General features: G+C 44.2%; 6 protein-coding genes. 2 read left to right on the top strand and 4 right to left on the bottom strand.

The features are described 5' to 3' along the window. Positions 1-388: SDR family oxidoreductase (locus U9Q77_06350; protein ID MEA3286980.1), on the top strand; the 388-nt coding region annotated here is incomplete at its 5' end. A gap of 103 nt (positions 389-491) precedes the next feature. On the opposite strand, the gene U9Q77_06345 is transcribed toward U9Q77_06350, so the two are convergent. From U9Q77_06345 to U9Q77_06335, 3 genes are all read right to left on the bottom strand, one after another. Next, entirely contained in the window at positions 492-1,724 is a 1,233-nt protein-coding gene (locus U9Q77_06345) for a hypothetical protein (protein ID MEA3286979.1), read from the bottom strand. Positions 1,725-1,859: 135 nt separating this feature from the next. Then, positions 1,860-6,365, bottom strand: a complete 4,506-nt coding sequence (locus U9Q77_06340) for a C25 family cysteine peptidase (protein MEA3286978.1) — start codon at positions 6,363-6,365, stop codon at positions 1,860-1,862. A gap of 222 nt (positions 6,366-6,587) precedes the next feature. After that, a complete protein-coding gene (locus U9Q77_06335; GenBank protein ID MEA3286977.1) occupies positions 6,588-9,725 on the bottom strand; it encodes a dockerin type I domain-containing protein in 3,138 nt (1,045 codons plus the stop codon). 891 nt (positions 9,726-10,616) lie between these two features. Between U9Q77_06335 and U9Q77_06330 the strand changes: the two genes are divergently transcribed. Next, positions 10,617-12,083, top strand: coding sequence for a Fic family protein (locus tag U9Q77_06330; GenBank protein ID MEA3286976.1), 1,467 nt, complete (start codon positions 10,617-10,619; stop codon positions 12,081-12,083). Between the two features lie 80 nt (positions 12,084-12,163). Here U9Q77_06330 and U9Q77_06325 read toward each other — a convergent pair whose 3' ends face one another. Then, positions 12,164-13,330 (bottom strand): Fic family protein, encoded by a 1,167-nt coding sequence (locus U9Q77_06325; GenBank protein MEA3286975.1) that lies wholly within the window; start codon positions 13,328-13,330, stop codon positions 12,164-12,166. Positions 13,331-13,644 lie beyond the last annotated feature (314 nt).

Here is a 13,644-nt window from a genome sequence, read left to right as displayed (position 1 = left end):
CCAGGACGTTGTGGGACATAAACTGATGGATAGGGGTGCTCATATTTTTTGCATGACCAGTTCAGGTGGTCACACTGCCTGGCCCAACTATGGAGCGGTTTCAGCCGCCAAGGCCGCTATTGAAGCACATATCCGTCAGATTGCTCTTGAGTTAGCGCCTAAGAAGATTGCCGCTAACGCTCTTCGTGCCGGAGTAACTGATACTCCCGCCTTACGTAAAATACCGGGCAATGAGCAAATGATAGCCCGGGCTTTACAAAGCAACCCCGGCGGTCGCTTAACGACTCCGGAAGATGTGGCTGATGCAGTCCTGACCTTTGCCGGTATGAATACCTGGATCACTGGAAATATTATTGGTATCGATGGTGGCGAGGATAACGCGGGGTAACTATTACTGTGACGGCAGTTAAATGTACGTGATTTGTATATACGTCGACTCCGCTCAGTAAAACGCGACCTCGTCTCCCTGAGCGGGGTAAGCCTCTGCTTTTTTAGAACCTCGGATTCACAATATTATTGTAGATCGAACCGAAGGTGTAGCTGATTCCCATTGACCCCCTATATTGGTACTGGGTGGCCAACTCCTGCCGATGTAGCAGAATCTCTTCCTGAGTGGCCCCACCAGCCGGCAGTCCCAGCTGATCACGGATCATGGCATAATTACCATCCAGGGTGAGGGAAAAACCTTTAAACAATTTGAGAGAGACCTCACCATCAAGATCCAGGCGATTCTTGCTGATATCGTGGAGATAGTGTGATCCTGTAAGTTCCAGATTCGCTGAACCCCAGGACTGTTTGATGGAATATTCAATTTCCAGGGATTGAGCCAACAGTGATTCATCCGTTTTATCGTAAATGGTAATTTCGTTGTAGTAATTCAAGTCGTATCCCACTTGATATTTAAACCTGAATTCACGCCGGGTTGATTGACTATAGGGAAAAATATTATATTCAATTGTTGGATTGGCGTAAAATGACCGTTCAAGATTGGAATAACTACTGGCACTGATACCGGCTGATATCCCAGCGGAAAAATGATCAGAGACACTTTTCACCAGTAAAGCGTACACCCCCTTGCTGCGACTATAGCTGGCGTAGGTTGAACTGTCATAGGTGTAGGTATCTTCATGATAATTACCATGCAAACTGATCCTGATCTTCCAGGCCTCAGTCACTCGATTTGCTGAAACATTGCCCCAGAAATTCATGGATTGATAGGTCGACTGCCCATTGAGCCAACCTCTCATGCTGGCTTTAAAAACCCAGTAATCCCACCGGTCTTCAGGCTGTTCGAGGATTTTACTCTGTTTAAAGGAAACACTAAGATTTTGGGCTAAAGGTGTATGCGTCAGATAGCGAACCAAACCAAGTTTCAGCCATTTCAGGTTGGTCTGTCTGACGTCGTCTTTAGACATTTCCTGGTTGGTCACATAAACTAAAGTGTCCTGCATCCCTTTGAACTTGTTACGCCCTTCCAGGGAGAGTGTGTGAGCATGTCCATTGCTGCCAGTGGATTCGCGAGTGATCATGATGAATATATCGGCATCTCTGTGATCGATGACATAATTAACATAATCCAATTCAGACCGGATGTGGCTCATATCACAGGAATGGCAATCAATGTACAGGTTAGGAACATCATTTTTGGTTACTTCTTGAGAATCTACCTGTTGTGCCTGCGCCAGGCTCACTAACGAAATCAGAATTAAAAAACATGTCCGCATGTACTGTTTTTCCCTATTGATAAAAGTGAGATTAACTTCAATTTAGAATTCCAGTTTCACTTCCAAATATGCTATGGAAGTCATAATAACTCGATTTAGTAAATATTCATTTTCTGTGAGGATCGCATTGATCACTTAACGACTTGAATCCACATTTATAATTTCCACCAGCGCCAGAGCATCAAAGATATCCAAGTGTCCGTCTGAGTTCAGATCAGCCCTGGTGAACTGGTCAGCATCTGGATCTTCGATAAACACGACATAGTCGATCAATTCTGTAAGGTCAATAATATTAACCTGGTAGTCTCCATTCACATCGCCCGATGGAGGAGTACCATTGATCACCTCTAAATTAATGTTGATCTCCATTTCAGACTGATTGCCGGCATTGGAGCTAAGCAGCAACGGCACAGAAAAGAGACCTGGCTCAAGATTTCTTGTATCAATATTAACTGGAAAGTGTCCGGTTTCACCTGGTCCGATCATACCTGACCAGTTATTTACAATCAACCAGTTTGAGCGTCTGCTGATCCGGATAGCATCACCTTCATCAATGTCGTTGGGAATATTATAGTAAATGAGAATTCCATCGTTTTTCCAGCTATTCTGTATGCCTACTGTTGAGACAGTACGGGCACCTTCCATCTCCAAATACTGAAAAATAATATCTCCGTTAACCACCAGGATCAATTGGAAAGTGTGAAAATCCGATGTCCCGAATTTGGGAAAGTTATCCCAGGTCACGATGGCGGTATCAACACCATTACTCCAGAAATAGGGTACTCCCTGGATACCATCATCATTATTGAGATCATCCCACCAGGGCGCGATCAAAGCCGCCGGAGCTGCCCCATTGGGTAGGGGTAAATTATTCCAGGGGTGTTCAGTGCTCTCAAATGAGATCGTTCCATTGCTGCTAAAATAGAATTCGGAATACATCCTGGAATAAAAAGGAAACTCAAATCCGATCTCAAAAGGACCAATAGAAGTATCATCCGGATCTCCTGGATAGGCGACTTCATTGGCTGGCTGGGAAATGTTCTGCCACACAAATAAGGGGCCATCCTGGTCATCCTGATCATGCCAGATATAGTCGTACAGGTCTCTGATTGTTTGAGTGTATTCATCTCCCGGTGGTTCGGATCCACCTTTATAAACTTCAATTCCTGCTAGCGGGTTTGGAACTGGTTCACGATCGGGTTCATCCAGTGGCTCCACACTGTATATCAGGGTTGACCCACCACTATTTGTGATGGCTATGGAATCGCTTGCCTGAGACCAGGGATTCAGGATAAAATCCAAACTGAATTGGCTCAGACTGATTTCCGGAGGTGGGTATCTCAAGCCACGTTCTGTGGTAAAAAGCAGCGCTTGACCAGCATGCAGTATACCCACACTGGTCTCGGTAATATTGTTGTAACTGACTTGAAGTCCTGTAGTATAATCGGGTGATTCAATACCCGTTGTTGAAAAATTTGCAAAAGTGTCCCAATTATGGTAATCCTTGAATTGCATCTTGATCAGATTATCTCCAGTGCTGGTGGGATAGCTGTCAGTACTATAGATAATAACTTGAAAATTGAGGTCAGAATTGATCTGCATGTTTCTCAGTCTGCTCCACTCAATAATGATCTGGTCGTCAGTTGAACTGAAGCTCACACCACCAGGCTCGGTGATCAAGTCATCCCAGAAGGGAGCGATCATGGCATTGGGTCCTGAGGCAGACGGAATGACCCGGTTGTAAAAGCTGACCTCCGGTGAGGATCCCAAAGCCACCCAGCCATTTGAACAGATCGTCATGATTCCATAAGTTTGACCGTAATAAGACACAGGAAAGGGCAGCTCGACCTGGGCGGTCTCATCATCCTCTTCATATTCATCAGAAATGGGCAGCCTGACTCCAGTTCCTCCCAGATCAGGATCGATCTCCAGCCAGTCGTATTCAGGAACCATTGAATAGGAAATATCCATATCATCAAAAACCCGGTAGCCATAGGCATCCGGCAAGGACGGTGTAAAGCGGTTGAGTTGCTCGATGGTAATGGTAGTATATAAAGTATCATGCCGTCCGGTTAGATCACTGACAAACCCCAGATACAGGTTCTCCCCGGGGAATATCTGATCTGACAGGATCAGCAACGTTTCATTTTCTGTTGTCATGACCTCATCAATGCCAATTGCCGGACAGTTAAGCACAGAGGAGGCACTCCAGGCCAGGGGATGTTCCAGTAAGGTCAGGTTGTTTGGCAGACAGGGCTTGCCACCAGCGTTCTCCACAATCAGCCTGAAGACGACTGAATCACCTGCTATCAGCTCACCAGACATTATCTCTACATCAACGATGGAAAGTTCAGGAGCCTGGATCGGATAACTATGTTGCCAGCTCCAGCTTTCCGTAGGTGTTGCCACGTCCAGAACAAGATGAACGGTCTCACCATGTCTGGCATCAGCACTGATCACGATGTTGAAAATATCAGGCAGGTCCACCGATGCACCTGATTCAAAAGCCTCCAGTACAACCACTGAATCTGATATGACGCAATTCTCTTCTGAGCTGGATAATGTGAGGGTTAATTCGCTTATAAGATCTGTATTATTTACCAGGGTGAGATTTAAGCCCTGTGACTCCCCGGCCTCCAATAACCCGTCAGGACTGATACCCCAGTTGCTGCAACTTACCGGATACTCTGCCGTTGATATGGGGATATCCTCCAGAACTGGATTCAGATCGGCACCCGTAACCGTCAGGGTCAGACTTGTTTCTGCTCCAGGAGTAAAGGGTAAATTGACCAGACCTGCTGCATCCGTTCTAGAGCCAACAGCATTTTCAGCATTTAAGAGGAATACATAAGCCTCGGGAATAGCCAGGCCATCTTCATTCTGGACTGATACGGTAACATGGTCATCACTCTGATTTAATACAGGGGGGTATTCAACCACAATAACTTGAGGTGTGTCAGTCCACACGGCCATTCCGGGGTCACCCAGAATATTGTAGATATTTTGGTAATATTCAGCGGACTGTCCATACGGCATATACTCACTCTGGTAATAGTTACGCCAGAGTTCCAATTTGGCATGCCAGAGAGCTGGTCCAAGTTCATGCAGATCCAGGTCAAAGATGGCCGAGTAGAGAGCGATATTGATCACATTATTGAATTGAGTATGGGTATGTACTTCACTGGGACCGATAAAAGCTACGGCTCCTTTGGGTACATTTGGAGTACCGGCCCGAATCCATTTTTCACCAAAAACAGGATCTACGAATGAAGCATAGTTGCCACCACCGCAAACGATGCTGGTTACGATGGGCAGTTTAAAACCATTGTGCAGTAGGTCAATATCCGAGTTGTAATAGTAGGGACCGATCCAGTGATCCCAGGCTCCCAGTCCCCGGTAATTCACGAAGCCGAGCCCGTTATTGATGGGATTGCTAATGTAACTGAGGCTACTCTGCATGGGATAATAGGCAGTGTCAACCTGAGTGAAACCGTTGTCCATGAGTTTGCGGCTGACCCAGTTATCGGTATGCTGGGTTGAGGCGGCAGCAGTGATTGTACAGATCATCAATGCTCTTTTAAACCAACCCGGGTCATTCAGATATGGTTGACGTTCGTAGTGTAGGATCTTGTTGATCACCGTGATCAATTCACTATAAGTATCCACAGACAGACGACCGATCCAGGCTTCCGGAAAGCTGTCATCTCCATCCAGTAAGACATAGGGATGATCAGTGACCAGAGCTTCATTTTCGGGGTTGTAAACATAAAATCCACCAATACCGCGATCCTCATCACCAATAAGCAACACATAGCGAGGTGGATCTTCCCAGGTATCATAGGCACTTTGAATAAAAGCTTTAATATCAGTTGGGGTTTGACCGGCCTCATTGGTACTGACCACTGTCACCGGATGCCCTTTGCGCTTTTTCCAGGTCACCAGCGTTTGTAAATGTGGTTCAAAGGTGGGAGGTGTAATGATCAAATAGTGTCCCAACCGCTCATGGATATCGTTGTCCGGGATCACGGAACGGATACTTCCAGTTTCACCCACCAGATCGAAAGCTCCACCAGTTACTCCTGATATCTGAATGCTCAGTTTTTCAGGAATACGGATCTTTTGCTGACCTCGATTTAGTTTTAAAGGGTTAATGGTTAAGGGAAGATAGGTTTGTCCCAGCATTTTGACTGGACTTCCCAGTTTAACCGAAAATGTCGGCTCGGATCGCTGGGTTGACCAATCGTAGTTTGAGATGCTAAGCGGAGAATCAGCTTCATAATGAGCTGGAGGGGTCTCTTTCAGCAATATAGATGAGACCTGATAGTTACCCTCTGATAGAATCGAGCAGACCGGGTTATCCATGGTCGAAACCGGTATCAGTTCAGTAATCAGGGGCAGCGCAGGGGCACCGGCCTGACCAACAAGGCCGTAGCCTGCTTCATGAAAACGCTGGGGATCTGCCAGCAGATCTAACCATTGCCGGGCTTGGATATGCGTAAAATCCAGAGTCACGACAATTCCTTGAGAATAGGTTTTCAGCTCGATCTTTGGTCGTAGATTTTCTAAAGCAAACGAACTGGATGTGAGCATGACGAGCAGAAAACCACAGAATTTGAGGAGCTTATTGTTCTGGTGATCCATTTTGCTCATTGGCTTTAGTGCAGGGTTACAATTTTTCCATCATTTTGTTTTTGCTAAGATTGATATTGGCTACTGTCCGGCTGGTTAGATTGCCCATTCTACCTATTCAATTATGCTTGGCAGATAGTATCAATTATAAACTAACTGGAATCAAGGTCTAATCAACATTGAGGACTAACGTTTCAAATACGACCTGGCTTACCTGGCAATGATGGATAAATTTTATCTAAGGGTTACCACCTTTATGACATCACTAAACTGTCCGGCCTGGATCCGGGCAAAATACAGGCCTGTACTTATAGGGTTACCCCCATCGTTTACCCCATTCCATTGGATATCGTACCAGCCGGCGACTTGGTTACACTTCACCAGCTCTATGATTTCATGCCCCATCACATCATAAATAATGATGGACACATCAGATGCTTCCGGTAAACCATAACTTATGGTAGTAGTGGGGTTAAAAGGATTGGGAAAGTTTTGTTCAAGTATGAATTGCGTCGGAATATTGATCCGTTCTACAACTTCGACAACACTGGTCAAGGTTGCTGTGAGAATCGGGACTTCAACATTCCCATTCAATTTGAAATCTTCAAGGATCAGTTGAGTTGTACTATTCGTTTCAAAATTTTCATTGACATAAAAATGAGCAACAGCAAAAATGGAATCTGTTTCGACACTCCCGGTGGAAGCACCTGCAAATTTTATCAGTCCATTCTCTGATCCTATTTCAATTGAAAAATCAGAAAATGCTGCCGGCCAGATTAAAGAATCTCCGGTGAGACTTAAAATCTCAGAATTGTAATGAAGAGCCCCTTCAAATGAGAAGAGATTGGCTCCATTGATCAGCTTAATTGGAATATCCACAAACACCCCTGCTTCAACCCCAACATCATCGATGCTAACCTCACCTGAAGCCATATACGCCTGATCCGAATCATCAACCGGTAAGGTGTCAAACAAGTTAGCAACATATTGGGAAATAATGGATGCATCCCAGGCAGAAACGAGGCTATCGAGATTGACATCAGCATTTAGCTGCTGAGCCGGGGTTAAGGTAATCGATCCAGCAAGATGACTTAAAATCAGAGTGGCATCAGCTGTCGATATCTCCCCGTCCTGACTAACATCACCATAAACCAGGGAACTAGCGACATTGACCCAGCCATTACGAACATCAAGATCCAGCTCTACATCATCAAGTCTTAGTTCCTCAATGGCAAGCATAACACTCTGCGGCGTGAGCGTATCGGGGATGGCAAATTGAATCCTGAAAAGGATGCCTTCATCTGATAGCGGCGTTAATCCGGATGCATTGACAATCAAGGCGGAATCCGTGGTCACGGTTGAAACCTGCCAGTCATCGGTTCCCATCATTGTACTTGATATTTCAAGCTCGAGATATTCCAATGAATTTTGAAATCCGGTGATATTTAAACTCAATGTGGTAAAGGCCGAGGTGGTATACAGGCCAGAATGAACCGCGACACTTATGGTATCTCCCTGAAGTGCTTGTGCAGAATCGACTCTTAGAAATTCGCTGGCAACATCATTTCTGATAACATAAACACCATCAGTCAGATCAGCCAGGTAGGCCAGATTATCTTGGGCATAAACCTGTACCCCCACTCCTCCTGTGTTGAATTCTCCGGCCTCAACCGGGTTATAGGGGTCAACTATGTCAATGATCCCCAAACCGTTCAAATAATCTGCGATATAGGCATATTGATGACTGACGGACACACCATAAGCTTTGCTGAGATAATCGGGATTATCGTATGATCCGGTTACAAAGGGATTCTCCGGATCGGTGATATCAACAATAATGAGACCGGATGAGTAAGCTGCCAGGTAGGCATGATTGCCAACGACATCAACATCATAAAATCGATTATAGCTAAAAGATCCGCATAGAATGGGACTACCTGGATCAGAAACATCCAGAATTTTGAGCCCGTTATAGCAGGCAGCGTAGGCGTACCCATTTTGGACATCAACAGAGTATACCGATTCTCCTGTAATAGCAAAACTCACTTCAGACGGGTTTAGGGGATCGTTGACATCAACAATTTTCAGTCCTGCAGTAATATCTGCCAGATAAGCGTAATTCTGGTGAATCGTGACATCATTCAGGGTACCGTCTATTGAATATCTATTAACCTCCACTGGGGATGATAAATCGCTAATCTCAAAGATAACCAGTCCACTATCCCGATCAGCAAGATAGACATAGTTGTCAAAGACATCGATCCCGAAGGCATTCCCACCATAATCAGAGCTACTGACAACCGCCATCTCAGTTGAATCTGACGGGGCGAGAATGGTAAGCCCATCAAGGCCATTGGCCACCAATACATGCTCCCCCCTAATGGCTACATCTTTTGATTTTGCGCCAGTATCAAGATTTCCAACGGCTACTGGAGCAGTGGAATCAGTCACATCATAAATGCAAACACCATTCCCTCCATTAGACAGATACATAAGACTATCCTGCACAGTCAGGCTCCATGCTGTACCTCCTGGATATATGGATGAGGAGAGGGTCGGATTCAATGGGTCAGCTATATTCACAATACTAAACCCATCATCTTTCTCAGCGATATAGGCATAATCTCCTGCTACATCCACATGCCAACCGCGATGGGAGTTTTGGACATCTGCCACTGCGATAAGTGAGTCCGGATTCGATACATCGATCACTTGCAGACCATAACCATAAATGGCTATGTAGCCGTAGTCACCACTAACATCAAACCCGTAAGTAAGCGTAGGAACATCATACGAACCACGATCAATGGGATTATTAATATCTGACAGATCAAGTACGCGTATAAACGATCCCACAGAGTAGGCAAAATGATCTTGGAAAATAATACCATGGGTTCCAAATGTATCTGAAAAATATATTTGAGCAAGGCTTTGGGGGTCGCTAATATCCACTATCTCAAGTCCACCTCCGTAATAGCCAAGAAAAGCATAGTGGTCATAGATGTCAACAGTGCCAATACTAATACCTTCCTGATATACCGTAATTTCTGTGGGATGTTCCGGATCTCCGATATTGATCACTCTCAATCCTCCAAAAGAGTTGGCAATAAATGCATGATCATCTACAATAGCTATATCCAATACCAGCGAGGGTAGAGTTATCGAACCAATTATGGTGGGGTTATCCAGATCAGAGAAATCAACGATCTGAAATATCGCTCCCTGGCCCACATAGACCGTATCGCCCTCAGTGACTGTCACCAGGCACCGTCCATCTGCCCAACGATTCAGGAGAGTCGTGTTATAATCTTGTCCAAGGCCGGCAACCGTGATAAGAGCTATAATAATTCGGATAATGATCTTTAGGTGCATAAGGGAATGTTCTCCAGATATTTTGATAAATTGAGTTTAATAACAATATTACGGTGCGATTTACAACAAAATACGAATGGAAGCACTAAAAAGTTTCCGCATCGCTGGTGTCTCTCATCAATGAGCTAGCTTTGAGCTTGCCAAGCGGTTCAAGCTAACTCTGTCCCTGAATATGGGTTAAGTCTTGCCCTTCTTAATTAATGCCCAACTATTATCGCTGGTTCACCCAAAATCTTTCCCCTTAGCAAACCGTAACTGTTTTTTCTCATTGTTGTCCAAAACGTTTTAGAGTTGAAGAAAAATCATTACTAAATAAGGATTCTGGATGGATCATTCCACTTTTCTGTGGTTTAATCCCCTTATTCATTTCCAACATCCATTTTATGGGTGGGTTTGGTGGTAATGGATCTGGTACAAACAAGGGAAACGTGGCCTTGATGTATCTATGGGGTTAGAAGGTGTCGCTCACCAAAAGGGCACTATTTTTAAAAGTGATGATTTGGTTACACTTACTGCACTACTTTTGCAACTCAAGCCCTTGATTCATAACCTCTCGTCTCACATATTTGTCACCGCATTAATACTCATCGCCCCCCAAGTAATTCGACTCTTAATATTGCTAATGGGTTCAGATAATTCTTACGGAAAGTAGGGTGACGTGATAAACGAAGCTTAACCATGAGCTTCTGTCTATGCCACCATTCAACCCCATAGCCACAAACAATGATTCTACTTGGTCGGTTATTTGGTTCATCAAGGATTGATAATAGGTGAATATATTTTCCTTTTTATCTAGTTAAGTCATCATATATTCTCTTAAGACAATTTATTTTCTCTTTAAGCCTAGTTAAGAAAATATATTTGTATTATACGTCGGAAGAATGGTGCATTATGGAAAAATATTTACCTGAAATCATTTTTGGAAGCTCTGAATCAGATCAATCCAAAAAAATTGGGCGCTGGCAAAAAGAGAAGCGTGTGCGCAAGCTGATCCCCCGAGTTTACACGAGCAACTTCATGGATAGTGATGAAGTCATTATCAAACGTAACCTGTGGGTTATTCTGGGACACCTTTATCCTGGTGCTGTGTTGAGCCATCGTTCTGCATTGGAGGGCGGACTATCATCTGATGGTCATATATTCTTAACCTACAAGTACAAAAAGATAGTTGACTATCCTGGGGTTACCGTTCACCTGGTTACCGGTCCTGATGCCAGCAATGATGATCCTGGGTTTATTTCCGGATTGCATATCAGCTCTCAAGCCCGCGCATTTATGGAGAACCTGCAGGATTCTCGTGAGACCGGAGGTAAATCTAAAGCACTCGATCGTGTTGTCATTGAAGATCGCCTGGATCAGATATGTCGTATCAAAGGTGAGGATGTCTTAAACCAACTTCGCGATGACGCTCAAAGCCAGGTAGCAGATCTTGACATGGAGAAAGCCTTTAACAGACTTACTCGTATCATCGGTGCAATTCTCAGCACCCACACTGCTGATGAGCTAGACTCTCCCCTGACGAAGGCAAGAGCGCAGGGGTGGCCATATGACCCAAATCGTATTGAGCTCTTCAGTACTCTGTTCAGTCGGCTACAAAGTAGTTCGCTACCTTTACTTACAGATTCCCAAAACTCAGATTCTGAAAAGCAACTTTTCGCTTTCTTTGAATCATATTTCTCCAACTTCATCGAAGGAACCGTTTTTGAACTTGACGAAGCCAGAGAGATTATTTTCAATCAAATTATTCCTCTGCAACGCCCGGCAGATGCTCATGATATTCTGGGAACATTCAGGATCATAAGCAATCATGAAGAGATGAATCGCCCTAGTGATGATTATTCAACTTACCAATACCTGCTTCAATCTCGGCACTTAACCGTGATGGAGATGCGACCCGATAAAGCTCCTGGACAATTCAAGCTGAAAGCCAACCGAGCAGGCAACACTCACTTTGTAGAACCAGACCTAGTGAAGGGGACACTTCTAAAGGGTTGGGAAATGCAACAAGGACTACCAGATGCAATTTCCAAAGCAATCTTCCAGATGTTCCTGATAGCAGAGGTTCATCCCTTTGAAGATGGGAACGGTCGGATTGCACGGATCATGATGAATGCTGAACTATCAAAATCAAACCTTCAAAAAATCATCATCCCTACTGTTTTCCGAGAAAATTACTTATTGGCATTACGTGCTTTATCAAGAAGTCAAAACCCTTCCCCCCTTATTGAGGCCCTTCTCAAAGTACAAACATTTTCAAGTCAAATTGCTTTTCAGGATTGGGATAGTGCTATAGAAAGGCTTAATAGTAGCAACGCTTTTGAGGAGCCAGATGAGGCTCGATTAATAATTCAAGGTTGAGCCCTAAATAGGGCTTAAGTGATGTAGGTCGCTAAAATGTCTCCATTTTCAAAACCATTGATTTGGTTACTCTCACGGGGTTACTTTTGCAACTCCATCCCTTGATTCATAACTTTTACATAGCTAGTATAGCTATATAAACGATTCCTTTTCATGGTTGTTAATTCTTGTACTATTTCCAGCGCTTCCAAATGCTTAAGTGTTTTGTTTACTGTAGCCGAAGTGATATTTGTTTTCTCTGTCAGCCATTTTGAAGTGGCTATTGGGTGTTCCATTAACGCTCTATGTATAGTTAGAGTTGTCGGCGTTGCTCGACCAAGAGTTGCAATTTTCTTTTGATCAATTTGAGAAAGATCGAGTAACTTTTGGGCAGTTTCTACAGCTTGATCGGCGGTAATAATAACAGATTCTGCAAAGAAATCGAGCCAGGTCTCCCAGTCTCCATTCACACGAACATTGTTCAGAAGTTCATAATAATATTTTCGATGAGTCTTAAAATATAAACTTAGATACAACATAGGCTGTTGTAGCACTGATTGTGAGCATAATAAAAGTGTAATTAGTAAGCGTCCAAGTCGGCCATTTCCGTCCAGGAAGGGATGAATAGTTTCAAATTGGACATGGGACATGGCTGCTTTGAGTAATGCAGGTGTAGTCTCAACCTGATCATGCAAGAAAAGTTCTAGTTCACCCATACATGTCAACACGTCTTCAGCGGGGGGAGGAACAAAAGCAGCGTTTCCCGGTCGTGTCCCACCAATCCAGTTTTGACTGCGGCGAAACTCTCCTGGAGTTTGATTGCTTCCACGAGTATTTGTAAGAAGCACACTATGAATCTCTTTTATGAGCCTGAGAGAAAGGGGGAATCCATCTTCGAGTCTATCCAAACCATAATTAAGTGCGGCTACGTAATTACTGACCTCGCGAACATCATCAATTGGCACTCCGGGTTGCTGATCAAGTTCAAACAATAATAAATCTGAGAGTGAAGATTGGGTACCCTCGATCATTGATGAGAGTACAGCTTCTTTGCGAACATACATATAAAGAAATATAGAGGTATCGGGGAGGAGTCTGGAGACACTATCCAGCCGTCCCAAAGCGAGCAGAGCATTGTCGAATTTATTACGCAGTTCTGGATTCCAATTGATGGGTGGGTTTGGTGGTAATGGGGATGGTATAAAAGCTTTGACGCTTTCACCTACCGTCGATGTTGTTGTGTACTGTCCTTGGAGTTCTCTTTTCATTTACTAATGCTAACCTAAATTAACGCACGCTCTTATTATAACTTATCCATCTATCCTAAAATATGCAATTTGATATATCAAAAGCAAGTACATAAACACTACCCGATAACAATTATACATGTGAGGCCCAGGATGCAAAAAGAGCCCCTCAGGAAGGGACTCTTTTGGTGCTCCGGATCCCGACATTCGTATCCACTCAGTCGGGACAGGCAGGGCCAAACTACACGCTTTCAGTGTTTTGGTCGGTAAACTCGAACCTGTGCTTGTGGGGCGTAGCTCGGAGAGCGTAGACCTAACCGACGGATTATGAGTCC

Source organism: Candidatus Neomarinimicrobiota bacterium (assembly GCA_034716895.1).
Taxonomy (GTDB): Bacteria; Fidelibacterota; UBA8477; order UBA8477; family JABMPR01; genus JABMPR01.
This window is presented reverse-complemented; position numbering and strand designations above follow the sequence as displayed.